This window comes from Streptomyces sp. NBC_01551 (assembly GCF_026339935.1).
Taxonomy (GTDB): Bacteria; Actinomycetota; Actinomycetes; order Streptomycetales; family Streptomycetaceae; genus Streptomyces.
The window spans coordinates 3,028,914-3,053,753 of the sequence record NZ_JAPEPX010000001.1 but is presented as its reverse complement, the minus strand read 5'-3'; the positions used below and the strand labels follow the sequence as shown (position 1 = coordinate 3,053,753).

Here is a 24,840-nt window from a genome sequence, read left to right as displayed (position 1 = left end):
GCCGGTTGCCGCTAGTCGCGGTGCAGGACGGGATCGCCGAGCGAGACGTGGCCGTCGAGGCAGTTGACGCCCTCCATCGAGATCCGCAGGATCGCCACCCCGGTGACGTCGATCGTCACTTCCCGGGGCCGGTTGATCTCGGCGGCCACGGTCTTGAGGCCCTTGCCGTCGCCCGTGAAGACCACGGACGGCTTGTGCGCCACCGCGTCGTCGTCCAGGCCGACGGTGACCGTGAGGCGCTTGTAGCGCTCGTTGATGCTGTATTGGGCGTCGTGGCAGGTCGTGTGCAGCGCGTTGTCGAACCGCTTGCCGCCCATCACGACGGAACCGGGCTCCATGGCGCCCAGGTAGGGCCGGAGGTCCCCGAGCGGCACCTCATTGGCGGTGGCGCCGGCGCCGGGGCCGGCCCCGGGACTGGCGCCGGCGCCGGGGCTCGGGGCGCCGCCGCTCGCCGGGGCGGCGGTCACGGTGGCGGTGACCGTGGCCGTGGCCGTGGCCGTCGCGGTGACCGTCCTGGTCGCGCTGGGCGCGGTGGGAGGCGCGACGAACGACGGGATCCCGAAGAAGCCGAGCAGCAGCCCGACGACGCCGGTCGCGGCGGTGACGAGGGCCGCCGTCTCCGCGCTGCGCCCCCTGGCCGGGGGCGCGGGCGCCGCCGGCGGGCCCGCCGGCGGCTGGGGCGGCATCGGCGGTAAACCGGCTCCCGTGGACATCGTCGTTTCCCCCTCAGACGTACGGATCACCCGGGTGTCGGGGCATTCAACTGGAGCCGCGCGGCGCGTGGCAAGGGGTCGGATCGGGTCCGACCGGGCCGGGATGTCACGTCCCGGGCTGCCCGATTGTCCCGTGGACGACACCGCGAGCCGGCGGTGTCGCGCACCGGCGGCCGGTCGTCGCCGGTCGTCGCCGGTCAAGGGAGCGAAGTCATGAGCGAGCACCACGCCGCAGTCCCGGAAGCCGGGTACACCGGCATGCCGTATACCGGCATGCCGTGCGCCGCGCACCCTGCCCGTGGTGGCGGGGGAGCCTTGCCCGCCCCTCAACCCCTGGAGACGATACGTCGATGATCACGAGCGAGTCCGCAGCGCAGGACGACCCCTTCACGGAGCACCGCCGGCTCCTGTTCGCCACCGCCTACCGGATGCTGGGCACGGTCACCGACGCCGAGGACATCGTCCAGGACGCCTGGCTGGCCTGGCACAAGGCGGACCGCTCCGAGGTCCGCAACCCCCGGGCCTACCTCGTGCGCACCGTGACGAACCTGTCCCTGAACCGCCTCACCTCCGCCCGGGCCACGCGCGAGGAGTACGTCGGTCCGTGGCTGCCCGAGCCCCTGCTGACCTCACCCGACATCGCGGAGGAAAGAGAACTGGCAGAAAGCGTCTCGACCGCCATGCTGGTCGTCCTGGAAACCCTGACCCCCCTGGAACGCGCCGTCTTCGTCCTGCGCGAGGTCTTCGGCTACTCCCACGCCGAGATCGCCGACGCCCTCGACCGCTCCGAGGCCTCGGTCCGGCAGATCGCCCACCGCGCCCGCAACCACGTCCAGGCCCGCCGCCCCCGCTTCGACACCGACCGCGAACGGCGCGAGGAGATCACCGCCCGGTTCATGAGCGCCTGCGCGGGCGGGGACCTGAACGCCGTCATGGAACTGCTCGCCCCCGAGGTCACCGTCTGGTCCGACGGCGGCGGCAAGGTCAGCGCCGCCCGCAAGCCCGTCCACGGTCAGAACAACGTGGCCCGCTGGCTGCTGGGCGTCGTGGCGAAGTTCGACGCGGCCACCGCCACCGTCACCCCGGCCGTCATCAACGGCGAACTCGGCCTCGTGTACCGCTTGGCGGGCCGACCGGTCGGCGCCGTGACCTTCGACCTCGAAGACGGCCGGATGCTCAACCTCCGCATCCAGGTCAACCCGGACAAGCTCCAGGGCCTGGCCCCTTGACCCGGGCCGGAGAACGTAGAAGGGCCCCGCTGCAAGCAGCGGGGCCCTTCTACAACGTGCCCGGTGAGGCACTGGCGGAGGATACGAGATTCGAACTCGTGAGGGGTTGCCCCCAACACGCTTTCCAAGCGTGCGCCCTAGGCCACTAGGCGAATCCTCCGCCGCAAACAATACAAGACGTTGAGGGGTGCTCGCGAACGTGATCGTCGGCGGGGGATCCCGGGGAGGCCCGGCTCGATTCCGGGGGCTTTCATCCGCTAGGGTGGGGCCCAGCCCCTCACGTGGCGCTATCTCACCCAACTCCCCCAGGGCCGGAAGGCAGCAAGGGTAAGTGGGCTCTGGCGGGTGCGTGGGGGGCGCTTTGCGTTCCGGGGCGGTTCCCGGGTCGGTCCGAGGTGGGTCCCGAGGGGATCCCGCGGGGTCGGCGGGCCGCTGTTGTCGGTGGGCCCGGATAACCTCGTAGACGTGTCGTCCCTTGCGCTGTACCGCCGCTATCGCCCCGAGTCGTTCGCCGAGGTCATCGGGCAGGAGCATGTCACTGTCCCCCTGATGCAGGCCCTGCGGAACAACCGGGTCAATCACGCGTACCTGTTCAGCGGTCCGCGAGGCTGCGGCAAGACCACCAGCGCGCGCATCCTGGCGCGCTGCCTGAACTGTGAGCAAGGTCCCACGCCCACGCCCTGCGGGGAGTGCCAGTCCTGCCGTGACCTGGCCCGCAACGGCCCTGGATCGATCGACGTCATCGAGATCGACGCCGCCTCGCACGGTGGTGTGGACGATGCCCGTGACCTGCGGGAAAAGGCCTTCTTCGGGCCCGCCTCCAGCCGGTACAAGATCTACATCATCGACGAGGCGCACATGGTCACCTCGGCGGGCTTCAACGCCCTGCTGAAGGTGGTCGAGGAGCCGCCGGAACACCTCAAGTTCATCTTCGCGACGACGGAGCCGGAGAAGGTCATCGGGACCATCCGGTCCCGGACCCACCACTACCCCTTCCGGCTCGTGCCGCCCGGCACCCTGCGGGAGTACCTCGGCGACGTCTGCGGGCGCGAGGGGGCGACCGTCGAGGACGGCGTGCTGCCCCTCGTCGTACGGGCCGGGGCCGGGTCGGTGCGTGACTCGATGTCCGTCATGGACCAGCTGCTCGCCGGCGCCGCCGACCAGGGTGTGACGTATGCCATGGCGACCTCGCTGCTGGGCTACACCGACGGGTCGTTGCTGGATTCGGTGATCGACGCCTTCGCCGCCGGGGACGGGGCCGCCGCGTTCGAGGTCGTCGACCGCGTCGTCGAGGGCGGCAACGACCCCCGCCGCTTCGTCGCCGACCTGCTGGAGCGGCTGCGCGACCTGGTGATCCTGGCCGCCGTGCCCGACGCCGGGGAGAAGGGGCTGATCGACGCCCCCGCCGATGTCGTGGAGCGGATGCAGGCCCAGGCCTCGGTGTTCGGGGCCGCCGAGCTGAGCCGCGCCGCCGACCTGGTCAACACGGGGCTTACGGAGATGCGCGGCGCCACCTCGCCCCGGCTGCAGCTGGAGCTGATCTGCGCCCGCGTGCTGCTGCCCGCCGCCTTCGACGACGAGCGGTCCTTCCAGGCGCGGCTCGACCGCCTGGAGCGCGGTGGCATGGCCGCCGCCGGGATGGCCGCGCCGCACGCCGGCGCGCCCGCCATGGGGTACGTGCCGGGGCCCGAGGCGCACGGCATGGCGCCCGCCGGTCCCGGTGGCGGTGTCGCGGCGGCGCGGGCCGCCGTACGAGGTCCGGGGCCGGAGGAGTCGGCTCCGGCCGCGCCCGAGCCGGTGCCCGCTCCCGCTCCCGCTCAGCCTGCCCCGGCCGCTGCCTCTGCCCCTGCCGCTGCCCCCGCAGCCTCGGCCCCCGCTCCGGTCGCCCCCGCCGCGCCCGCCCCCGGCGCCTGGCCCGGCGCCGCGAAGCCCGGGTCCGGCGCCCCCGGCGCCTGGCCGGGAGCGGCAGCCGCCGCCGGCCCCGCCGCCGGCCCCGCTGCCGGTGCCTGGCCGAGCGCGACCGCGCCCGGCAGCGGTGCCCCCGCCGCCCCGGCCCCCGCTCCCGCGCCGGCGGCGGCCGCCGCCTCCGCGGCGCCTGCCCCCGCCGCGCCGTCCCCCGGCATGGCCGCCGGCGCGGGCCAGGTCCAGGCGATGTGGCCCGGCGTGCTGGAGGCCGTCAAGAACCGCCGTCGCTTCACCTGGATCCTGCTCAGCCAGAACGCCCAGGTCACCGGCTTCGACGGGACGACCCTCCAGCTCGGCTTCCCCAACGTCGGAGCCCGCGACAACTTCGCGAGCAGCGGCAGCGAGGACGTCCTCAAGGCGGTCCTGGCGGAGCAGTTCCAGGTCAACTGGAAGATCGACGCCGTGGTCGGCGCAGGCGGCGGGGGCGGCGCCCAGTCCGCGCCCCAGGGCTCCTACGCGGCGCCGCCCGCGCCCGCCTACAACCCGCCGCCGACGGCCCAGTCGGCCCCCGCGGCCCCGGACCGGCAGGCACCCGCCCCGCAGCAGCCCTCGTACCAGCCGCCGCAGCAGCATCAGCAGTCCGCTTCCGCGCAGCAGCCCCCCGTACAGCAGGCACCGCCGCCGGTCGCGCCCGAGGACGACGTACCGGAAGAGGACGATCCGGATCTGGTCGAGAGCGCGCTCACCGGACACGACCTCATCGTGCGGGAGCTCGGGGCCACGGTTGTAGAGGAATATACGAACGAGTAGGGCCGTCTCATTGGGTGGCCGCACGAAAGGGAATCCGCAGCGCGGGCTACCCTTCATGCCGTGAAGGTCCTCGTCATCGGCGGCGGCGCCCGCGAACATGCCCTGTGCCGCTCTCTGTCCCTCGACTCCGACGTCTCCGCGCTGTACTGCGCTCCCGGCAACGCCGGCATCGCCGAGGTGGCCGAGCTCCGCCCGGTCGACGCCCTCGACGGTGACGCCGTCGCCCGTCTCGCCACCGAACTCGGTGTCGGCCTGGTCGTCGTCGGCCCGGAGGCCCCGCTGGTCGCGGGCGTCGCCGACGCCGTCCGCGCGGCCGGCATCCCCGCCTTCGGCCCGTCCGCCGAGGCGGCGCAATTGGAGGGCTCCAAGGCGTTCGCCAAGGACGTGATGGCCGCGGCCGGGGTCCCGACCGCGCGCAGCTACGTCTGCACCACCCCGGAAGAGGTGGACGAGGCCCTCGACGCCTTCGGCGCCCCGTACGTCGTCAAGGACGACGGTCTCGCCGCCGGCAAGGGCGTCGTGGTCACCGAGGACCTGGCCGCCGCCCGCGCGCACGCGCTCGCCTGCGACCGGGTCGTCATCGAGGAGTTCCTCGACGGTCCCGAGGTCTCCCTCTTCGCCATCACCGACGGCGTCACCGTGCTGCCGCTCCAGCCCGCGCAGGACTTCAAGCGCGCGCTCGACGGCGACGAGGGCCCCAACACGGGCGGAATGGGCGCCTACTCCCCGCTGCCCTGGGCCGACCCGAAGCTGGTCGACGAGGTCATGGCGAGCGTCCTGCAGCCGACGGTGGACGAGCTCCGCCGCCGCGGCACCCCGTTCTCCGGCCTGCTCTACGCCGGTCTCGCGATCACCTCGCGCGGCGTCCGCGTCATCGAGTTCAACGCCCGCTTCGGCGACCCGGAGACCCAGGTCGTCCTGGCCCGGCTGCGCACCCCGCTCGCGCGGGTGCTGCTGCACGCCGCCAACGGCACCCTGGACACCGAGCCCCCGCTCAACTGGCGCGACGACGCGGCCGTCACGGTGGTCATCGCCTCGCACAACTACCCCGACACCCCGCGCACCGGGGACCCGATCGAGGGCCTGGCCGAGGTGGCCGCCGAGGACGCGCCCGAGGCGTACGTCCTGCACGCCGGCACCCGCCACGAGGGCGACGCGGTCGTCAGCGCGGGTGGCCGCGTGCTGTCGGTGACGGCGACGGGTGCCGATCTGGCGCAGGCCCGCGAGCGGGCGTATAAGGCCGTCGGCCGGATCCGGCTGGACGGCTCGCAGCACCGCACGGACATCGCCGCGAAGGCGGCCGAAGGCCGCTGACCCGCCGCTGAACTGCGGATCGACGGACCCCGCGGGCCCGGCGCGCACACCATGCGCCCGGGCCCGCGCGCATGCCCGCGTACGACTGCATCCGGGCGCGTTCGAACGCACCCACCTTTACCCAAAGCCATTCCATCGGGTGATCGTCACCCGGTCTGCCTGACGCCCGCCCCGCCCCCAACTAGGGTGCGGCGCAAGCATTCCGGCACATGGCCCACCGGCATTGCGATGTCAGTGGCGGGTGTCACAGTGGGGGAGTGAGCGAAACCGCCGCAGGGCAGAGGGGGTGAGGTCCGGCCGTGTCCGGAACCGGTTCGATCGTGGAAGTGGGCGCGCCGTCCGCGCGCTCCAGGGCCCTCGCCGTGCTGCGGGTCCGCAGCAGGGCGCTGGCCGTCCTCGTGCTGCCCGCCGCCGTCGCGGTGGTGCTCGTGGCCGCCCGGATGACGGGCCGGCTCCTCGGTGAGCCCTGGCCCGTGGTGACCCTCGTCATGTGCGCGGTCGCCGCCGTGGTGCTGCTGGTCGGAGGGGTCTTCGCCGCCGTGGTGCTGCGGGCGAGCCCCGCCGTGACGCCGACGGTGCCGCTGTCGGAGACCGCCGCGCCCGACCTCTACCGGCTCGTACGGGATCTCGCCGACCGGATGGACGTGCCCGCGCCCTCCGCGATAGCCCTGACCCCGGACTGCGACAGCTGGCTGGAGGACCGTACGCACGCGGCGCACCGGCGCCGGGGTGGCGGCATATCCCCCGGTCCCGAGACCGCGCAGGGTGCGGCCCCGGTGCTGGTGATCGGCTCCCCGTTCCTGTGGTGGATGCGGGTCGCGGAGCTTCGGGCGGTGCTCGCCCCGGTCGTCGCGGGCACGGGCCCCTCCGCGCACCCGGACATAGCCGACGCGCGGGGCTTCGTACGGGGGCTCGACGCCGCCGTGGACGTGGGCAACCGGCGGGGCATGGGCTGGATCGCCGGGCCGGCGCGGCTGCTGCTGCGGCTGTGCCGGGAGGACGCCGCCGAGATGGAGCGCGGGGTGGCCGCGGCCGCCTCGGCGCGTGCACAGGATGTGGACTACGGGCTGCGGATCCTGGCCCAGGAGCAGGTCGGACTGGCCTACGCGGGCTGGGACCGGCTGCTGACCCGGGTGGCGCTGCCCGCCTGGCGGATGGGCCGCTGGCCGGCCCGCCTCGACGCGGGCGTGGTCTCGGCGCTGACCGAGCTGTCCCGGCGCGACCGGCTGGCCGACGGGTTCACCTCACGGCTGGGCGAGCGGCCCGCCTGCGACCTGCTGGAGCAGCCCGGCGTGATCGACGAGGCGGCCTCGCTGCTCGCCGCGCGGCTGTTCCACGGCGGTCCGGCCGAGGCCGGGCCGGACTGGTCCCCGGTCGACTGGGCGGCGTATCCGGAAGAGGTCGTCGACCGCAAGTGGCGCACGGAGGCGGCCCGGCTGCATGCCGCCCTCGACGCGCTCGCCGTCCCGCCCGGACCGGCCGAGGGCCCGCTGGGGCCGACGCTGGAGCGGGTGCTCGGGTATCTGACCGACGCGGGCGGCGAGGGCGCGGCCGGCGAGGCGCTGGCCGGGCGGCTCAGCGGCGACCTGGCCCGGGAGGACCGGGCCGGCGGGCCCGGGAAGGCCGCCGACGCGCACGCCGTGCCGCTGGTCCCGCTCCAGGCGCCGCGCAGCGCGCGGGATCTGCTGGCCGACCACGTGACGGCGCTGGTGTGCTGCGCGGCCGTCGACTCGGCCGGCGCCGCGCCGGGGCTGGACTGGCTGGACGGACCGGTGCTGCTGATCTCCGGCGACCGGCGCTCCGACCTGGCGCCGCGCGTGCTGTGCCTCGTCGAGGACGGGGATCCCGAACCCCTGCGGGGCTGGCTCGCGGAGGTCGGAGTCCGCCCGGAGAAGCCGGTCCGGCTGGTGTGAACCGGCCGCGCCCTGGTGCGAGTCCCGCCGCGGCGCGCTCCGGCGCCGGGCAGGCCCCGGCCCCGAACCCGTGCTCCCCCCTCGCAGGCGCGGCCGGATATGGCGAACAGTGACGGAGTGCGTGCGTTATGTGATGTGCTGGGACCGGTCGCGGCGAGCTGGTGAACGCGGCCTCGCAAATCGGCGTTCGGGGGAGCGAGGGAGGGGAGCGGTATGGGTGCGGACCAGATCCGGCGTTGGGAGTCAGGTGCGCTCGCGCACGCGGTGACCGATCCCTTCGGCCAGGGCCCCCTGCCCTGGTTCCGGGGCAGCGAGCTCTACTTCGACGACACCGGCCAGGTCGTCCCCTGGTACGTGGACCCCGCGGCGGCGGCCGGCACCGGCCAGATCCCCCGCGCCCGCGGCGCCGGCGGCCCCCGCACGGCCGACGACGTGCACCGGCAGATCAAAGGATTCGCCTCCACCGGAGCGGTCGCCCCCGGCGAGGCCATCGACTTCCACATCACCGTCGATCCGCCCCAGCAGTTCTCCGTGGACGTCTACCGCATCGGCCACTACGGCGGCGACGGCGCCTCAAAGATCACCACCAGCCCGCGCCTGTCCGGCATCGTCCAGCCGGCCCCCCTCACCGCCGACCGCACCGTCTCCTGCCACCACTGGTGGCTCTCGTGGCGGCTCCAGGTCCCCTCCTACTGGAACGTCGGCGCGTACGTCGCCGTGCTCACCACCGCCGACGGCTACCGGTCGCACATCCCGTTCACGGTCCGGGACGACCAGCCGGCCGACCTCCTCCTCCTGCTCCCCGACGTCACCTGGCAGGCCTACAACCTCTATCCCGAGGACGGTCACACCGGCGCCAGCCTCTACCACGCCTGGGACGAGGACGGCCGACTCCTCGGCGAGCGCGACGCGGCCATCACCGTCTCCTTCGACCGCCCCTACGCGGGCGCCGGACTCCCCCTGCACGTGGGCCACGCCTACGACTTCATCCGCTGGGCCGAGCGCTACGGCTACGACCTCGCCTACGCCGACACCCGCGACCTGCACGCCGGCCGCGTCGACCCCGCCCGCTACCGAGGCCTGGTCTTCCCCGGCCACGACGAGTACTGGTCGGTCCCCATGCGCCGCACCGCCGAGCGCGCCCGCGACCACGGCACCTCGCTCGTCTTCCTCTCCGCCAACACCATGTACTGGCAGGTCGAGCTGGGCCCCTCGCCCTCCGGAGTGCCCGACCGGCTCCTCACCTGCCGAAAACGCCGCGGCCCCGGCCGCCCCAGCCTGTGGCGCGAGGTCGACCGCCCGGAGCAGCAGCTGCTCGGCATCCAGTACGCGGGCCGGGTCCCAGAACCGGCGCCGATGATCGTGCGCAACGCCACGCACTGGCTCTGGGACTCCACCGGAGCCTGCGAGAACGACGAGCTCGACGGCCTGGTCGCGGGCGAGGCCGACCGCTACTTCCCGCGCACCCAGCTCCCCGAGCACCAGGACCGGATCCTGCTCGCGCACTCCCCCTACCTCGACGGCGACGGGCACAAGCGCCACCAGGAGACCTCCCTCTACCGGGCACCCAGCGGGGCCCTGGTCTTCGCTTCCGGCACCTTCGCCTGGTCCCCGGCTCTCGACCGCCCGGGGCACGTCGACGAGCGCGTCCAGCGCGCCACCGCGAACCTCCTCGACCGGATCTGCAAGCGCGACTGAGACCCGGCCGGGCACCCCCTGGGCAGCTCGCGGGCCCCCGTGCGGGAGAATGGGACCGCGCTCGTACAGAACCACAGGGAGACCCCGTGTCCGGATTCGTCGAAAAGCCCGAGCCGGTCCAGGTGCCCGGCCTCGTCCACCTCCACACCGGCAAGGTGCGCGACCTCTACCGCGACGAGGACGGCAACCTCGTCATGGTCGCCAGCGACCGGATCTCCGCCTACGACTGGGTGCTCCCCACCGAGATCCCGGACAAGGGACGCGTCCTCACCCAGCTCTCCCTCTGGTGGTTCGACCAGCTCCGCGACCTCGTCCCGAACCACGTCATCAGCACCGAGCTGCCCGCCGGCGCCCCCGCCGACTGGGCCGGCCGCACGCTGATCTGCAAGAGCCTCGACATGGTCCCCGTCGAGTGCGTGGCCCGCGGCTACCTCACCGGCTCCGGCCTCGCCGAGTACGTCCAGACCCGCACGGTGTGCGGGCTCGCCCTCCCCGAGGGCCTCGTGGACGGCTCCGAGCTGCCCGCGCCGATCTTCACCCCGGCCGCCAAGGCCGACGTCGGCGAGCACGACGAGAACGTCACCTACGAGGAGGTCGCGCGTACCTCCGGCGCCGAGACGGCGGCGCTGCTGCGCCAGACCACCCTCGCCGTGTACGGCCGCGCCCGGGACATCGCGCGCGAGCGCGGGATCATCCTGGCCGACACCAAGTTCGAGTTCGGCTTCGACAAGGACGGCCGTCTGGTCGCCGGCGACGAGGTGCTGACCCCGGACTCCTCCCGCTTCTGGCCGGCCGACCAGTGGGAGCCGGGCCACGCCCAGCCCTCCTTCGACAAGCAGTTCGTCCGCGACTGGCTGACCTCCCCCGCCTCCGGCTGGGACCGCAAGGGCGAGCTCCCGCCGCCGGCGCTCCCGCGCGAGGTCGCCGAGCGGACCAGCGCCAAGTACATCGAGGCGTACGAGCGCCTCACCGGCCTGACCTGGGCCGGTCAGACCTGGTCCTGAGGGGCCGGGGACACGAAGAAGCCCCCGGTCGAGGACCGGGGGCTTCTTCGTTCTGAGCGGACAACGCGACTCGAACGCGCGACATCCACCTTGGCAAGGTGGTGCTCTACCAACTGAGCTATGTCCGCAGGTGCGCCGTAACGCGGGACCTACTATACCCAACCCCGCTGGCGTGCGAGACGCACTGCCGTGTGACGGTTCTCCGCGCCCAGCTTCGACGCCGCCGAGGACAGGTAGTTGCGCACCGTTCCCTGCGACAGCGAGGCCCGCTCCGCGATCTCCGCGATCGGCGCCCCGTCGCCCGCCAGTTCCAGTACCTCCGCCTCGCGCGGGGTCAGCGGCGAGTCGCCCGCGCTGATCGCGTCGGCCGCCAACTCCGGGTCCACGTAACGCCCTCCGGCGTGCACGGTCCGGATCAGCTCGGCCAGTCGCTGCGCCGACACCGTCTTCGGGGCGAAGGCCCGCACGCCCGCCGCGAGGGCCCGCTTCAGGTGCCCGGGACGGCCGTGACTCGTCACGATCATGGTCTTGGTGTCGGGGAGTTCGGCCCGCAGGGTTGTGGCCACACTCACACCGTCCGCCCCCGGCATCTCCAGGTCCAGTACCGCCACATCCGGCAGGTGCGCCCGCGCCATCGCGAGGGCCTCCGGCCCCGAGGCCGCCTCGGCGACGACCAGCAGGTCGTCCTCCAGGGCCAGCAGTGCGGCCAGCGCACCCCGGATCAGGTGCTCGTCATCGGCCAGCAGTACCCGTACGGGGCTCATGCCCGCACCTCCACTCGTTGCAGTTGCCGCCCCGGGACCTCGGCCAGCAGCCGGAACCGGCCGCCGTCCACCGGACCCGCCCGCAGGGTGCCGTCCACCACCGCGAGCCGTTCCCGCAGCCCGGCGAGCCCCGATCCCGGCGGCCCGGCCGGCGCCTCGGGAGCCCCGTCGTTCTCCACCAGCAGGGTCAGCGCACCCTCGTCGTCCGCCGTCAGCCGGATCACGCAGTTGCGCGCGTCCCCGTGCCGCAGGACGTTCGTCGTCGCCTCCCGCACCACCCAGCCGAGGGCCGACTGCACCTCGGCGGGCAGCTGCCGCCCGGCCTCGAACTCGACCAGGCAGTCCATCCCGGCCGCGCTCAGCACCCCGCGCGCGCCCTCCAGCTCCACGGCCAGGTCCGCCTCGCGGTAGCCGCGCACCACGTCCCGTACCTCGCGCTGCGACTCCCGCGCGATCCGCTGGACCTCGATCATCTGATCCACCGCCTCGGGGCGTTCGCGCCGTGCCAGCTGGACCGCCAGCTCGCTCTTGAGCGCGATCACCGCGAGGTTGCGCCCCATCACGTCGTGCAGGTCCCGCCCGAAGCGCAGCCGCTCCTCGGCCACCGCCAGCTGCGCCTGGAGTTCCCGTGCGCGGTCCAGCTCGTAGACGGTGTTCAGCAGCCACCCGGAGAACCCGTAGGCCACGCTCATGAACAGCCCGGTGAACAGGATGCCGATCGTGTACCCGAGGGCCTCGGCCGCGCTCACGCCCATCGCGAACACCACCAGGCCCGCACCGAGCGCCGAGGCCGGGGCGGTCCAGCACATGTGCCGGACCTGCCTCATGCACAGCACCAGCGCTCCGGTGGTGAAGCTGGTCATGCCCAGGATCAGCGGAGGGGCCACGCTCTCGGCGACCGTCCCGGCCCGGCGCAGGACGAGCAGCGCCAGGAAGCACACGGCCGTCAGGACCGCAGCCGTCACCGCGAGCCGCACCGGCCGCTCCCGGCGGCCCGCGATCCAGTCCAACGCCCGTGAGGAGAGGAACCCGATCAGCACGGAGTGCACGCACATCATCAGGAACAACGCCAGCGAGACCGGCAGCGGGGCCTTGTTCTGCGGGGCCGCCAGCGCGGGCAGCCCGAACGACACGACCTCCAGGGGGACGAAGAAGTGGAAGGACCCCCGGATGTACAGCTCGACCTTCCCCGCACTGGTGCGGTTCTTCCACCACCCGGTCAGCTTCGACACGTCCCGTCCCCCGACTTCGTTCCTCGTTCTAGCGGCGCGGTTCCCAGCGGAACCACTTCTGGACAGCAAACACCGGGATCATGATCCAGGCCAGCGTGGTGAGCCCCGCCGTCAGCAGGTCCCCGCTCTGCGCACCGCCGGTCCAGCCCGCCCGCACCAGGGTCATCACACCGCTCAGCGGCAGCAGTTCGCACACCGAGGCCAGTACGTCGGGCAGCGAGTCCGCCGGGACGAACAGCCCGGAGCCGAGCGCCGTCACCAGGAACAGCGGCAGCGTGGTGATGCCCGCGCTCTCCACGTTGCGGGTGAAGGAGCTGGTCACGGCCGAGGCCCCGGCGAGCAGCACGATCCCGCAGAGCACCGCGGCCGTCAGCAGCAGCGGCCGGCGCGGCATCCCGGCGTCCAGGGCCGCCGTCCCGGCCAGCGCGAGGACGAGGATCTGCCCGACGGCGAGGACGGCGGCGGGCAGCGCGGTCCCGGCCAGGATCTCCAGGTCGCCCGCCTCGCCGGTGCGCAGCCGCTTGAGGACGAGCTCCTCGCGCCGGGCCACGTAGGCGGAGACCAGGTTCATGTAGACGACGAGGATCAGCACCATCCCGATGCCACCGGTCAAGGTGGCCTCGCCGAGGGCCATCGCGCCGTCGCCGTCCACGTCGCCCAGCGTCGAGCGCAGCACGAACACCATCATCAGCGGCATCAGCAGCGCCACGGTCAGCGCGGCCCGGTTGCGCACCAGCAGGGTGAGCTCGGAGCGGCCCAGCGCCACGAGCCGGCCGGGGTTGAGGGTCAGCGTGTTCATCGGGTCCCCGCCATCTGGTCGCTGTGGTCGATATCGGTGCGGGCGCCCTCGGTACGGCCTAGCGGCGCGCGGCGGCTCTCCGCGATCTCCAGGAAGGCCTCCTCCAGGGAGGCGGAGCGGGCGTCGAGCCCGGCGAGTGCGACCCCGGACTCCTCGGCCCAGCGCAGCAGCGCGCCGAGGTCGGACTGGAGGTGTTCGGTACGGATCTCCACGTGCTGCCCGTCGGCCGCCGCGCGCAGCGTCAGCGGGAGCCGGGCCGCGGACACACCGTCCGGCAGCGTGAAGCGGATCCGCGACGGCCGCGTGGCCGTCACCTCGGCCGGGGTCCCGGTCAGGACCAGCTCGCCCTCGTGGAGGATCGCCAGCCGGTCGGCGAGTTCCTCCGCCTCCTCCAGGTAGTGCGTGGTCAGCAGCACCGTGGTGCCCTGGGCCCGGAGTTCGCGTACCAACGCCCAGGTGTCCCGGCGGCCCTCGGGGTCCATGCCGGTGGTCGGCTCGTCGAGGAACAGCACCTCGGGCCGCCCCAGCAGGGCCAGCGCCAGGTCCAGGCGCCGCCGCTCGCCGCCGGACAGCTGCTTGACCCGTACGGAGGCCCGCGCGGCCAGGCCGACCAGGTCCAGCACCTCCGCCGCCGGGCGAGCCCCGGAGGTGACCCCGCCCCACATCCGGACGGTCTCGGCGACGGACAGGTCGGAGGGGAAGCCGCCCTCCTGGAGCATCACCCCGGTGCGCGGGCGGACCTTGGCCCGCTGCTTGTACGGGTCGAGCCCGAAGACGCGCACCTGGCCGCCGCTCGGCGGGGCCAGCCCCTCCAGGAGCTCGACGGTGGACGTCTTGCCGGCGCCGTTGGTGCCGAGCAGGGCGAAGATCTCGCCGCGCTCCACGGCGAAGGAGACGCCGCGGACGGCCTCGAATCCCCCGGTGTAGCCGCGGCGCAGCCCCTCGGCCCGGATCACGCTCTGGCGGTCGCTGTCAGTCATGCTCCAAGCCTCGCGGCGGCCCCGCGACGGCAGCAGTGCGCGCTGTCACGACCCCCGATGACATTTGTCATCGGGATCAGGGCATACGACAAAGGCCCTGATCAATGATCAGGGCCTTTGTTCTCTGAGCGGACGACGCGACTCGAACGCGCGACATCCACCTTGGCAAGGTGGTGCTCTACCAACTGAGCTACGTCCGCATGCTTGCGCGACACGAATGCCGTGCGATGCGTGCATCACTCTACCTGATCCACAAGCGTGGTCGGTAAAGCGATGCAGAGCGGGTGACAGGGATCGCACACTGCGCCTCCCCCCTGGAAGGGGGGTGTTCTGCTACTGAACTACACCCGCACGACCTTCGGGGTTTTGGCTTTCCGGCCTGGCCCCTCGGCGTGATCCACACACTAGCCGATCAGAGGGGGTGGATGGCAAATCCGGGGTCGGCCTCCGCCCGCGGGCGGCCCGCGGGCGGCTCAGTGGGCCGCGTTGTAGGCCTCGTAGACCCGCTTCGGGATGCGGCCGCGCGGCGGCACGTCGAGCTGGTTCGACCGGGCCCAGGCCCGGACCACGGCCGGGTCCGGCGCGATCGAGGTGTGCTTGAACGCCTTCCCCGAGCGGGACTGCCGGCGGCCGGCGGCCACGAAGGGGGCCAGGCTCTTCCGCAGTTTCTTTGCGTTCGTCTCATTGAGGTCGATCTCGTACGACTTACCGTCCAGAGCGAACACGACCGTTTCCGTCGCGTCTCCGCCGTCGATGTCGTCGGAGATCGTGACTACTACGCGCTGCGCCACGGATATCGGTCCCTTCGTGCGACCTCGCGCCACGTGCTGACGTGCGGTGATGTCGACTGTGTGGATGTTTCGGAGCAATGCAACTTTCGGCGCCCGTTGTGAAGCGGCAAAAACGGTGGTGCCGAGGGATTCCTTTGTACCGTGATTCCCATTGAATTGCGAAGCCCAGTTAATTATCTCCGCGTGTCCCGCCGCAATCCCGGGAGCGGGGTTTTCCGGCGGATTTTGCGAAGCGTTGGTGAAGCCGAAACCGCACGGCGATCACGGTCAACACATATCTACCCGCGTAGAAATTTCGGCCGGGTACGCTGATGGAACCGCCTTCGCACCAACCACCTCATCGGGAGTGCCAGTGGCACGCGTCGTAGTCGACGTCATGCTCAAGCCGGAGATCCTCGACCCCCAGGGCCAGGCGGTGCAGCGTGCACTGCCGCGCCTGGGCTTCGAAGGGATCGCCGACGTCCGCCAGGGGAAGCGCTTCGAACTGGAAGTGGAGGGACCGGTCGACCAGGCCGCCCTCGACCGCATCCACAAGATGGCCGAAACGTTCCTCGCCAACACCGTCATCGAAGACTTCACCGTGAAGGTCGAGGCCTGACGGTGACCACTCGCATCGGAGTCGTCACGTTCCCCGGAACGCTCGACGACCGTGACTCGCTGCGCGCCGTCCGCCTCGCGGGGGCCGAGCCGGTTTCGCTGTGGCACCGCGACAAGGACCTGCACCAGGTCGACGCGGTCGTCCTCGCCGGCGGCTTCTCCTACGGGGACTACCTGCGCGCCGGAGCCATCTCCCGGTTCTCGCCGGTGATGGAGACCATCATCGAGCAGGCCAAGGGCGGCATGCCCGTCCTCGGCATCTGCAACGGCTTCCAGATCCTCACCGAGGCCCACCTGCTGCCGGGGGCGATGCTCCGGAACAACCACCTGCACTTCATCTGCCGCGACCAGAAGCTGCGGGTGGAGAACGCGGAGACCGCGTGGACCGGCGACTACACCGCCGGCCAGGAGATCTCCGTACCGCTCAAGAACATGGACGGCCGGTACGTCGCCGCCGAGCGTGTGCTCGACGAACTGGAGGCCGAAGGCCGAGTGGCCTTCCGGTACGTGGACGTGAACCCGAACGGGTCGCTCCGCGACATCGCCGGCATCACCAACGCCGCGGGCAACGTCGTCGGCCTGATGCCGCACCCCGAGCACGCGGTCGAGCCGCTGATCGGGACGGGCCGCACCGACGGCCTCCCGTTCTTCACGTCGGTCCTGAAGAAGCTGGTCTCCGCATGAGCCTCGACACGGTCAAGAACGCCACCGAAACCCCGGACGCCTCCCAGCCTTGGAAGGAACTCGGCCTCAAGGAGGACGAGTACGCCCGGATCCGCGAGATCCTCGGCCGCCGCCCGACCGGTGCCGAGCTCGCCATGTACTCGGTCATGTGGTCCGAGCACTGCTCGTACAAGAGCAGCAAGGTCCACCTGAAGCAGTTCGGCGAGAAGGCCCCCGAGAACACGGCCATGCTCGTCGGCATCGGCGAGAACGCCGGCGTCGTCGACGTCGGCCAGGGGTACGCGGTCACCTTCAAGGTCGAGTCGCACAACCACCCCTCGTACATCGAGCCCTACCAGGGCGCGGCCACCGGCGTCGGCGGCATCGTCCGCGACATCCTCGCCATGGGCGCCCGCCCGGTCGCGGTCGTCGACCCGCTGCGCTTCGGTGCGGCCGACCACCCCGACACCAAGCGCGTCCTGCCGGGCGTGGTCGCGGGCATCGGCGGCTACGGCAACTGCCTGGGCCTGCCGAACATCGGCGGCGAGGTCGTCTTCGACGCCTGCTACCAGGGCAACCCGCTGGTCAACGCCGGCTGCATCGGCGTCATGAAGCACGAGGACATCCACCTCGCCAAGGCCTCCGGCCCCGGCAACAAGGTCATCCTCTACGGCGCCCGCACGGGCGGCGACGGCATCGGCGGCGTGTCCGTGCTGGCCTCGGAGACGTTCGACGACTCCAAGCCCACCAAGCGCCCCGCCGTCCAGGTCGGCGACCCCTTCCAGGAGAAGCTCCTCATCGAGTGCACCCTGGAGATCTTCAAGGAGAAGCTGGTCGCGGGCATCCAGGACCTCGGCGGCGCCGGGCTCTCCTGCGCGACCTCCGAGCTCGCCTCCGCCGGTTCCGGCGGCATGCGGGTCGAGCTGGACACCGTGCCGCTGCGCGACGCGACGCTCTCGCCCGAGGAAATCCTCATGAGCGAGTCGCAGGAGCGCATGTGCGCGATCGTCGAGCCGCAGCACGTCGACCGCTTCATGGAGATCTGCGAGAAGTGGGACGTCATCGCCACCGTCATCGGTGAGGTGACCGACGGCGAGCGCCTGGAGATCTTCTGGCACGGCGAGCAGATCGTGGACGTGCCCCCGGGCACCGTCGCCCACGAGGGCCCCGTCTACAACCGGCCCTACGCCCGCCCCGAGTGGCAGGACGCGCTCCAGGCCGACGACGCGGGCAAGCTGCCCCGCCCGCAGACCTCCGAGGAGCTCCGCGCCCAGGTCCTGGCGCTGGTCTCGTCCCCGAACCAGGCCTCGAAGTCCTGGGTCACGGACCAGTACGACCGCTTCGTCCAGGGCAACACGGTGCTGTCGCAGCCCGAGGACGCCGGCATGGTCCGCATCGACGAGGACACCAACCTCGGCGTGGCCATGGCGACGGACGGCAACGGCCGCTTCGCGAAGCTCGACCCGTACACGGGCGCGCAGCTCGCGCTGGCGGAGGCGTACCGCAACGTCGCCGCGACCGGCGCCAAGCCGCTCGCCATCTCCGACTGCCTCAACTTCGGCTCGCCCGAGGACCCGGGCGTCATGTGGCAGTTCGCCGAGGCCACCCGCGGCCTCGCGGACGGCTGCCTGGAGCTGGGCACCCCGGTGACCGGCGGCAACGTCTCGCTGTACAACCAGACCGGTGAGACCGCGATCCACCCGACCCCGGTCGTGGCGGTCCTCGGTGTGATCGACGACGTCAACCGGCGCACGCCGATGGCGTTCGCCGAGGCCGGCCAGCTGCTGTACCTGCTCGGCGACACGGCCGGGGAGTTCGGCGGTTCGGCCTGGTCGCAGGTGGTCCACGACCACCTCGGCGGCATGCCGCCCAAGGTGGACCTGGGCCGCGAGAAGCTGCTCGGCGAGATCCTGATCTCGGGCTCCCGCGACGGCATGATCGACGCCGCGCACGACCTGTCGGACGGCGGCGTCATCCAGGCGCTGACCGAGTCCTGCCTGCGGGGCGGCAACGGCGCGCGGATCGTGGTGCCGGAGGGTCTGGACGCGTTCACCTTCCTGTTCTCCGAGTCGGCGGGCCGGGCGATCGTGTCCGTACCGCGCAGCGAGGAGCTCCGCTTCACCGACATGTGCGGTGCGCGGGGTCTGCCGGCCACCCGCATCGGCGTGGTGGACGGCGAGGAGATCGAGATCCAGGGCGAGTTCACGCTCCCGCTGGCCGAGCTCCGCGAGGCCCACGAGGCGACCATCCCGGCGCTGCTGGCCTGAGCCCCGGCCACAGCCCGTACCGAAGCCCCGCACGGACCGCCGTGCGGGGCTTCGGCGTTGTCGGCGGCGAGCCGACCGGCCGTGGCGATTCCGTAGCCCGCAAACCCCTTCCGACCTGCGCGATCCCGCCCGTACACCGACGCCGTGAGCGACACGGCGGCGGCTGATCGGGCAGACTCCCCGCATGGCACCCAAGACCCGCAGGTACGACGCCGCGAAGATCAACGCGGCGGTGACCGCGCAGTTCGGCCATGTCGCCGACGCCGTGGCGGAGCTGACTCCCGAGCAGCTGGCGCGGCCCAGCGGGCTCGGGGACTGGACCGTGGGAGACCTCGCCGCGCACGTCGCGTGGATCGCGGACTCGCTGGGCGCCGGTCTGGAGCGGCCGCCCGCCGCCGTCGCCGAGCTGAGCGCCTCCGAGTGGCCCTCCGCCACCGCCTCCCTCGCCGGGCGGATCGCCGAGGCGGCCAAGGAGACCCTGGACGGCGGCCCGCTGCCCGAGCTGTTCGCGCGGGCCGGTGACCGGCTGGCCGCAGGGCTCGCGGCGAACCGCGGCGACCGGGTGCTGAGCCTGTGGATCGGGGCCATGACCCTGGCCGACTTCATGGTCACCCGGACCGTCGAACTCGTGGTCCACACCGACGACCTGAACCGGGCCGCGGGCCTGGACATCCCGATCGAGCGGCAGGCCCTGGCCGCCTGCACCCGGCTGCTCGCCGACGCCCTCGCGGCCAACGCGCCGGGCGCCTCGGTGGAGGTACGGGTCCCGCCGTTCGCGGTGGTCCAGTGCGTCGAGGGACCCCGGCACACCCGCGGCACCCCGCCCAACGTGGTGGAGACCGACCCGCTGACCTGGATCCGGCTCGCGACGGGCCGTACGGGCTGGGCCGACGCCCTCTCCGAGGCGCGGGTCAGCGCCAGCGGGGAGCGGGCCGACCTGTCCGCGCTGCTCCCGCTGATGAGCTGAAACGGCGGAGCCGCCGGGCGCGCTGCCTGCCGGGCGCGCTGCCTGCTGGGCGTGCCGCCTGCCCGGCGCGCCGCCCGGACGGCGCACCGGGCGGAACCGGTGGGCCGGGGCATCCGTCCCAGGGGCATGCGTACCTTCCGGCACGTCCCCGTCGCCCTGGCCGCCGCCCTCGTCCTGGCCGCCGCCGTGACCGCCTGCGGTGACGCCGGCGCGGCCTTGATCGCGGAGAACCCGCGGCCCGCGACCGGCACCGTCACGGTCACCGCTCCGGCACCGAAGTCCCCGCTCACCGCGACCGAATGGACCGTGGACTCCCTGCTCGACGGGGACACCGCGGCCTCCCTCCCGGCCGACGCGGCCGGCCGGGCCCGGTTCGCGATCGCCGCCGACGGAGCCGTGAGCGGCAACCTCGGCTGCAACCGGTTCAGCGCCAAGGCCACCGTCTCCGGCTCCTCGCTCACCGTCGGCCCGCTCACCACCACCCGGATGGCCTGCGAGGGCGGCCCGGGCGAGGTCGAGCGGGCGTTGACCGAGCTGTTCGGCAGCGGCCCCCTCACCTGGCGGATCCAGGGCCGGGCCCTCACGCTCACCGCCCCCGACGGGGCCGGCCTGGCCGCGGGGGCCGGGTCCCCCGCCGGATAGCCGGCCTCAGCCGGGGTAAGGGAGCAGGCCCGCGTCGGTCTTCTCCCACGCCGCCCGCAGCTCCGCCAGCAGGGCCGGCTCCGACGCCGCCTTGTCGGCCTGCTCGCGGAGGTCCCCGGCCAGGTCGAACAGCTGGTCCCGGCCCGCCTTGCCCCGGTAGTACTTCCAGTCCCCGCGGCGCAGCGCCCGCTCCCCCCGTACCCGCCAGAACAGGTCCCGCGAGGCGGCCTTCTCGCCGCGCAGCAGGTACCCGGCCAGGCTCGTCCCGTCCAGCGGGTAGGCGCGGTGGGGGCGGGTTCCGGCCACCTCCAGCAGCGTCGCCGTCCAGTCCGGGCTGAACAGCGGGACGTGGCTGACCTGGCCCCCGTCGATCCGGGCGGGCCAGCGGGCGATGTTCGGGACCCGGATCCCGCCCTCCTGGAGCGAGGCCTTGTTGCCTGAGAGCGGCCAGTTGTACGAGAAGCGCTCGCCGCCGTTGTCGCTGGAGAACACGACCAGGGTGTCGTCCTCCTGCCCGGAGCGCTTCAGCGCCTTCAGCACCTCCCCGACCGAGCGGTCGAGGTCCTCGACCATCTGCTTGTACTTCTCGATCGAGCCGCCGTCCTGGTGCCACAGGGCGCGCGCGTCGCCCGCCTTGATGCGCCGGACGATCTCGGCGCTCTCCTCGGTGTCCCCGTCCGCGATCCACGGCCAGTGCGGGGTGGTGAAGTTCAGGTTCAGCAGCCACGGCTTGCCGCCGTGGTCGCGGGAGACGTACTCGCTCGCCCGCTCGGTGATGATCCGGGTGTAGTAGCGCAGGTCCTGGTACGTGGCGTCGCCCTCGTAGAGGTCGTACTCGCCGCCCAGGCCCAGCTTGGAGTAGTACTCCAGGGCGCCGCCGAAGTTGCCGAAGAACTCGTCCCACCCGGACCTGGTGGGGCTGTAGTCGGGCAGGTAGCCCGCGTGCCACTTGCCGATCAGCGCGGTGGCGTACCCGGCGTCGCGCAGCAGCGAGGCCAGCGTCGGGTGGGTGGGCTCCAGGCCGGCGGACTTGTCGGCGATGGGCTCGGCCAGCCCGCCCCGGGTACGGCCCGGATAGCGCCCGGTGTACAGGCTGAACCGGGTCGGGGAGCAGGTCGCCGAGCCGGCGTAGGCGTCGGTGAACCGGACGCCCTGCCGGGCGAGCCGGTCCAGGTTCGGGGTCTTGATGTGCGGGGAGCCGTACGAGGACAGGTCGGCCCAGCCGAGGTCGTCCCCGAGGATGAACAGGATGTTCGGACGCTGCGAACGACGGCCCCGCGCGGCCCGGAACGGACGCTCCGCGGGACCCGCCTGAGGGGCCTCGGAGGCGGCGGCCCGACCGGTCCCGAGCCCCACCGCGGCGGCCGCCGCGGTGGCTCCGACGGCGCCCCCGAACGTACGACGGGACAGATTGCTGTTGTACGAAGACACAAAAACTCCAAGGCGCAGCTCGGCCACCCCGCCCCGGGCGGGCGCGGGGACGGCGCGCGGCACGGCAGGGCGGGGCTGGGCGGAGCGAAATGGGAAAGGGGGAGAAAGAGTTGCGGCTACGCGGAACAGCGACAGATGGCGCTCGCGACACGGACCAGGTCTACGTGGCGGCGCTCGACAAGGGTGACGCGGTGGTCACCGAGAGGCTGCATGAGGCGAGAGCCTGTACGAATCCTCTTGTAGATGTCAACAAACGATCCGAATACCGAGACAGGGGCGTCCGGTCACCCTCTGTGCTGTGACATTTCCCGGGCATCCCCAATTCGGACCAGTGGTCGATCTCGCCTACACTCGGGAGCGTGCCTCGTGGTGATGGACGACTCAACCACGACCTGCTCCCCGGAGAAAAGGGCCCCCAGGACGCTTGCGGCGTCTTCGGTGTCTGGGCTCCGGGTGAAGAGGTCGCCAAGCTCACCTACTTCGGACTGTATGCACTGCAGCACCGCGGACAAGAGTCCGCGGGAATCGCTGTGAGCAACGGTTCCCAGATCCTCGTCTTCAAGGACATGGGCCTCGTTTCCCAAGTCTTCGACGAAACCTCTCTCGGCTCGCTCCAGGGTCATATCGCGGTCGGTCACGCCCGCTACTCGACCACTGGCGCCTCCGTCTGGGAGAACGCCCAGCCGACCTTCCGCGCGACCGCCCACGGCTCCATTGCCCTGGGTCACAACGGCAACTTGGTGAACACCGCCGAGCTCGCCGAGATGGTCGCCGACCTCCCCCGTCAGGACGGCCGCGCCACCCAGGTGGCGGCCACCAACGACACCGACCTGGTGACGGCCCTGCTCGCCGGCCAGACCGACGACGACGGCAAGCCCCTGACCATCGAGGAGTCGGCCGCCAAGGTCCTGCCTCAGGTCAAGGGCGCCTTCTCGCTCGTGTTCATGGACGAGGGGACCCTCTACACCGCCCGTGACCCGCAGGGCATCCGCCCGCTGGTCCTCGGCCGCCTGGAGCGCGGCTGGGTGGTCGCGAGCGAGACCGCCGCCCTCGACATCTGCGGCGCCAGTTTCGTCCGCGAGGTCGAGCCGGGCGAGCTCATCGCGATCGACGAGAACGGTCTGCGCACCTCCCGTTTCGCGGAAGCAAAGCCCAAGGGCTGTGTCTTCGAGTACGTCTACCTGGCGCGCCCGGACACGGACATCGCCGGCCGCAACGTCTACCTCTCGCGTGTCGAGATGGGCCGGCGCCTGGCCAAGGAAGCCCCGGTCGACGCCGACCTGGTGATAGCGACGCCGGAGTCCGGCACGCCCGCCGCCGTCGGCTACGCCGAGGCCAGCGGGATCCCGTACGGCTCCGGCCTGGTCAAGAACGCCTACGTCGGCCGGACCTTCATCCAGCCCTCGCAGACGATCCGCCAGCTCGGCATCCGCCTCAAGCTCAACCCCCTCAAGGAAGTCATCCGGGGCAAGCGCCTGGTGGTCGTCGACGACTCGATCGTCCGCGGCAACACCCAGCGCGCCCTCGTCAAGATGCTCCGCGAGGCCGGCGCGGCCGAGGTCCACATCCGGATCTCCTCGCCGCCGGTGAAGTGGCCGTGCTTCTTCGGCATCGACTTCGCCACCCGGGCCGAGCTGATCGCCAACGGCATGACGGTCGACGAGATCGCCACGTCGCTCGGCGCGGACTCGCTCTCGTACATCTCGCTCGACGCGATGATCGAGGCGACGACCATCCAGAAGCCCAACCTCTGCCGTGCCTGCTTCGACGGCGAGTACCCCATGGAGCTGCCCGACCCGCAGCTGCTGGGCAAGCAGCTCCTGGAGAACGAGCTGGCGGGCGGTACGGACGCCGCTGACGCGCTCCGTCGCCCGTAGGTCCGGCTCAACCCCGCTCGACCTGCGCCGGGCCCTGTTCTGGAAGCCGTTCCCAGGGCCCGGCACCACCCGCAGTAACGACACGAAAGCTCTCTCCTGTCATGACAGAGAAGACCACCGGTGCCAGCTACGCAGCCGCAGGCGTGGACATCGAAGCGGGGGACCGCGCCGTCGAGCTGATGAAGGAGTGGGTGAAGAAGACGCAGCGCCCCGAGGTCCTCGGCGGCCTCGGCGGCTTCGCCGGCCTCTTCGACGCCTCCGCCCTCAAGCGCTACGAGCGCCCGCTGCTGGCCTCCGCGACCGACGGGGTCGGCACGAAGGTGGACATCGCCCGCCAGCTGGGCGTGTACGACACCATCGGCCACGACCTGGTCGCGATGGTCATGGACGACATCGTCGTCTGCGGTGCCGAGCCGCTCTTCATGACCGACTACATCTGCGTCGGCAAGGTGCACCCCGAGCGTGTCGCGGCGATCGTCAAGGGCATCGCCGAGGGCTGTGTCCTCGCCGGCTGCGCCCTCGTCGGCGGCGAGACCGCCGAGCACCCGGGCCTGCTGGGCCCGGACGACTTCGACGTGGCGGGCGCCGGCACCGGTGTCGTCGAATACGACCGGCTCCTCGGCGCGGATCGCATCCGTACGGGTGACGCCGTCATCGCGATGGCGTCCTCCGGCCTTCACTCGAACGGGTACTCGCTGGTCCGCCACGTCCTCTTCGAGCGCGCCAAGATGTCGCTGGACCAGCACGTGGAGGAGCTCGGCCGGACCCTCGGCGAGGAGCTCCTGGAGCCCACCAAGATCTACTCGCTGGACTGCATGGCCCTCACCCGTACGGCCGAGGTCCACGCGTACTCGCACATCACCGGCGGCGGCCTCGCGGCGAACCTGGCCCGGGTGATCCCGGACCACCTGCACGCCACGGTCGACCGTTCGACCTGGGCCCCGGGCGCGATCTTCGACCTGGTCGGCAAGGCCGGGCAGGTGGAGCAGCTGGAGCTGGAGAAGACCCTGAACATGGGCGTCGGCATGATGGCCGTGGTCCCGCAGGAGTCGGTGGACGTGGCCCTGACCGCGCTGGCCGACCGGGGCGTGGACGCCTGGGTCGCGGGCGAGATCCTGGACCGGGGCGACCGCGGCGAGGGTGCGACCCTGACCGGTTCCTACGCGAGCTGAGCAGCACTGAACCCGGTCCGGGGCGATGCCCTGGACCGGGTTCGGTGTTTGTGGCTTTCGTGCAGACGCGAA

The 24,840-nt window shown here is 72.3% G+C and carries 21 protein-coding genes, 4 tRNA genes and 1 other RNA gene; 14 read left to right on the top strand and 12 right to left on the bottom strand.

Annotation, left to right across the window (positions count from 1 at the left end; genetic code table 11):
* Positions 1-11 precede the first annotated feature (11 nt).
* Entirely contained in the window at positions 12-686 is a 675-nt protein-coding gene (locus OG982_RS13570; RefSeq protein WP_266948591.1) for an NPCBM/NEW2 domain-containing protein, read from the bottom strand.
* A gap of 377 nt (positions 687-1,063) precedes the next feature.
* On the opposite strand from OG982_RS13570, the gene OG982_RS13565 reads away from it, so the two are divergent.
* Positions 1,064-1,942, top strand: coding sequence for an RNA polymerase sigma-70 factor (locus OG982_RS13565; RefSeq protein ID WP_266787034.1), 879 nt, complete (start codon positions 1,064-1,066; stop codon positions 1,940-1,942).
* 72 nt (positions 1,943-2,014) lie between these two features.
* Here the strand turns inward: OG982_RS13565 and OG982_RS13560 are convergent.
* Positions 2,015-2,102: transfer RNA gene (locus tag OG982_RS13560), tRNA-Ser, on the bottom strand.
* Between the two features lie 108 nt (positions 2,103-2,210).
* Between OG982_RS13560 and ffs the strand changes: the two genes are divergently transcribed.
* From ffs to OG982_RS13530, 6 genes are all read left to right on the top strand, one after another.
* Positions 2,211-2,309: signal recognition particle sRNA small type (gene ffs, locus OG982_RS13555), an RNA gene on the top strand.
* 98 nt (positions 2,310-2,407) lie between these two features.
* Positions 2,408-4,657, top strand: a complete 2,250-nt coding sequence (locus OG982_RS13550) for a DNA polymerase III subunit gamma and tau (RefSeq protein ID WP_266948590.1) — start codon at positions 2,408-2,410, stop codon at positions 4,655-4,657.
* A 60-nt stretch (positions 4,658-4,717) separates the two neighbouring features.
* Entirely contained in the window at positions 4,718-5,971 is a 1,254-nt protein-coding gene (purD, locus tag OG982_RS13545) for a phosphoribosylamine--glycine ligase (protein WP_266787038.1), read from the top strand.
* Between the two features lie 299 nt (positions 5,972-6,270).
* Positions 6,271-7,884, top strand: coding sequence for a hypothetical protein (locus OG982_RS13540; protein ID WP_266787040.1), 1,614 nt, complete (start codon positions 6,271-6,273; stop codon positions 7,882-7,884).
* A 213-nt stretch (positions 7,885-8,097) separates the two neighbouring features.
* On the top strand, positions 8,098-9,582 hold the full coding sequence (locus tag OG982_RS13535) for a N,N-dimethylformamidase beta subunit family domain-containing protein (protein WP_266787042.1): 1,485 nt from the start codon (positions 8,098-8,100) through the stop codon (positions 9,580-9,582).
* 86 nt (positions 9,583-9,668) lie between these two features.
* On the top strand, positions 9,669-10,586 hold the full coding sequence (locus OG982_RS13530) for a phosphoribosylaminoimidazolesuccinocarboxamide synthase (RefSeq protein WP_266948589.1): 918 nt from the start codon (positions 9,669-9,671) through the stop codon (positions 10,584-10,586).
* A gap of 55 nt (positions 10,587-10,641) precedes the next feature.
* On the opposite strand, the gene OG982_RS13525 is transcribed toward OG982_RS13530, so the two are convergent.
* The 8 genes from OG982_RS13525 to OG982_RS13490 form a co-directional block, all read right to left on the bottom strand.
* Positions 10,642-10,714 (bottom strand) — tRNA-Gly (locus OG982_RS13525).
* Between the two features lie 24 nt (positions 10,715-10,738).
* Positions 10,739-11,350 carry a response regulator transcription factor gene (locus tag OG982_RS13520; protein ID WP_266948587.1) on the bottom strand — a complete coding sequence of 204 codons (612 nt, stop codon included), beginning with the start codon at positions 11,348-11,350 and terminating at the stop codon, positions 10,739-10,741.
* Complete coding sequence (locus OG982_RS13515) at positions 11,347-12,582, bottom strand: sensor histidine kinase (protein ID WP_266787048.1); 1,236 nt, start codon at positions 12,580-12,582, stop codon at positions 11,347-11,349. Before OG982_RS13515 ends, OG982_RS13520 begins: the two co-directional genes overlap by 4 nt.
* A 28-nt stretch (positions 12,583-12,610) precedes the next feature.
* Positions 12,611-13,381 carry an ABC transporter permease gene (locus OG982_RS13510; protein WP_266948585.1) on the bottom strand — a complete coding sequence of 257 codons (771 nt, stop codon included), beginning with the start codon at positions 13,379-13,381 and terminating at the stop codon, positions 12,611-12,613.
* The gene (locus tag OG982_RS13505) at positions 13,378-14,361 is read right to left on the bottom strand and encodes an ABC transporter ATP-binding protein (protein ID WP_266787052.1); all 984 of its coding nucleotides are present in this window, start codon (positions 14,359-14,361) and stop codon (positions 13,378-13,380) included. The genes OG982_RS13510 and OG982_RS13505 overlap by 4 nt, the downstream gene beginning before the upstream one ends.
* A gap of 127 nt (positions 14,362-14,488) precedes the next feature.
* Positions 14,489-14,561: transfer RNA gene (locus OG982_RS13500), tRNA-Gly, on the bottom strand.
* A gap of 79 nt (positions 14,562-14,640) precedes the next feature.
* Positions 14,641-14,712: transfer RNA gene (locus tag OG982_RS13495), tRNA-Gly, on the bottom strand.
* Positions 14,713-14,834: 122 nt separating this feature from the next.
* The gene (locus OG982_RS13490; RefSeq protein WP_266787054.1) at positions 14,835-15,152 is read right to left on the bottom strand and encodes an Lsr2 family protein; all 318 of its coding nucleotides are present in this window, start codon (positions 15,150-15,152) and stop codon (positions 14,835-14,837) included.
* Positions 15,153-15,498: 346 nt separating this feature from the next.
* Between OG982_RS13490 and purS the strand changes: the two genes are divergently transcribed.
* From purS to OG982_RS13465, 5 genes are all read left to right on the top strand, one after another.
* Complete coding sequence (gene purS, locus OG982_RS13485; RefSeq protein ID WP_008740952.1) at positions 15,499-15,750, top strand: phosphoribosylformylglycinamidine synthase subunit PurS; 252 nt, start codon at positions 15,499-15,501, stop codon at positions 15,748-15,750.
* A 2-nt stretch (positions 15,751-15,752) separates the two neighbouring features.
* The gene (gene purQ / locus OG982_RS13480) at positions 15,753-16,433 is read left to right on the top strand and encodes a phosphoribosylformylglycinamidine synthase subunit PurQ (RefSeq protein ID WP_266787056.1); all 681 of its coding nucleotides are present in this window, start codon (positions 15,753-15,755) and stop codon (positions 16,431-16,433) included.
* Entirely contained in the window at positions 16,430-18,679 is a 2,250-nt protein-coding gene (gene purL / locus OG982_RS13475) for a phosphoribosylformylglycinamidine synthase subunit PurL (RefSeq protein WP_266787058.1), read from the top strand. The genes purQ and purL overlap by 4 nt, the downstream gene beginning before the upstream one ends.
* A gap of 184 nt (positions 18,680-18,863) precedes the next feature.
* A complete protein-coding gene (locus OG982_RS13470) occupies positions 18,864-19,646 on the top strand; it encodes a maleylpyruvate isomerase family mycothiol-dependent enzyme (protein ID WP_266787060.1) in 783 nt (260 codons plus the stop codon).
* Positions 19,647-19,772: 126 nt separating this feature from the next.
* Entirely contained in the window at positions 19,773-20,288 is a 516-nt protein-coding gene (locus OG982_RS13465) for an META domain-containing protein (protein ID WP_266948584.1), read from the top strand.
* A 6-nt stretch (positions 20,289-20,294) separates the two neighbouring features.
* Here OG982_RS13465 and OG982_RS13460 read toward each other — a convergent pair whose 3' ends face one another.
* Both OG982_RS13460 and OG982_RS31060 read right to left on the bottom strand, forming a co-directional pair.
* Positions 20,295-21,719: a sulfatase gene (locus tag OG982_RS13460; protein WP_266787064.1), complete on the bottom strand. Its 1,425-nt coding sequence runs from the start codon at positions 21,717-21,719 to the stop codon at positions 20,295-20,297.
* Positions 21,720-21,835: 116 nt separating this feature from the next.
* The gene (locus OG982_RS31060; RefSeq protein WP_353961805.1) at positions 21,836-21,931 is read right to left on the bottom strand and encodes a putative leader peptide; all 96 of its coding nucleotides are present in this window, start codon (positions 21,929-21,931) and stop codon (positions 21,836-21,838) included.
* Between the two features lie 147 nt (positions 21,932-22,078).
* On the opposite strand from OG982_RS31060, the gene purF reads away from it, so the two are divergent.
* Positions 22,079-23,596, top strand: coding sequence for an amidophosphoribosyltransferase (purF, locus tag OG982_RS13455; RefSeq protein ID WP_266787066.1), 1,518 nt, complete (start codon positions 22,079-22,081; stop codon positions 23,594-23,596).
* A gap of 101 nt (positions 23,597-23,697) precedes the next feature.
* Complete coding sequence (gene purM / locus OG982_RS13450) at positions 23,698-24,768, top strand: phosphoribosylformylglycinamidine cyclo-ligase (RefSeq protein WP_266787068.1); 1,071 nt, start codon at positions 23,698-23,700, stop codon at positions 24,766-24,768.
* Positions 24,769-24,840: the final 72 nt, after the last annotated feature.

Bases quoted from the DNA above. Each gene is read 5' to 3' on its own strand.
- OG982_RS13565 (WP_266787034.1), top strand. From the start codon at position 1,064: ATGATCACGAGCGAGTCCGCAGCGCAGGACGACCCCTTCACGGAGCAC.
- OG982_RS31060 (WP_353961805.1), bottom strand. From the start codon at position 21,931: ATGCAGCCTCTCGGTGACCACCGCGTCACCCTTGTCGAGCGCCGCCAC.
- OG982_RS13465 (WP_266948584.1), top strand. From the start codon at position 19,773: ATGCGTACCTTCCGGCACGTCCCCGTCGCCCTGGCCGCCGCCCTCGTC.
- purM (WP_266787068.1), top strand. From the start codon at position 23,698: ATGACAGAGAAGACCACCGGTGCCAGCTACGCAGCCGCAGGCGTGGAC.
- OG982_RS13510 (WP_266948585.1), bottom strand. From the start codon at position 13,381: ATGAACACGCTGACCCTCAACCCCGGCCGGCTCGTGGCGCTGGGCCGC.
- OG982_RS13470 (WP_266787060.1), top strand. From the start codon at position 18,864: ATGGCACCCAAGACCCGCAGGTACGACGCCGCGAAGATCAACGCGGCG.
- OG982_RS13505 (WP_266787052.1), bottom strand. From the start codon at position 14,361: ATGACTGACAGCGACCGCCAGAGCGTGATCCGGGCCGAGGGGCTGCGC.
- OG982_RS13520 (WP_266948587.1), bottom strand. From the start codon at position 11,350: ATGAGCCCCGTACGGGTACTGCTGGCCGATGACGAGCACCTGATCCGG.
- purL (WP_266787058.1), top strand. From the start codon at position 16,430: ATGAGCCTCGACACGGTCAAGAACGCCACCGAAACCCCGGACGCCTCC.
- OG982_RS13535 (WP_266787042.1), top strand. From the start codon at position 8,098: ATGGGTGCGGACCAGATCCGGCGTTGGGAGTCAGGTGCGCTCGCGCAC.
- OG982_RS13570 (WP_266948591.1), bottom strand. From the start codon at position 686: ATGCCGCCCCAGCCGCCGGCGGGCCCGCCGGCGGCGCCCGCGCCCCCG.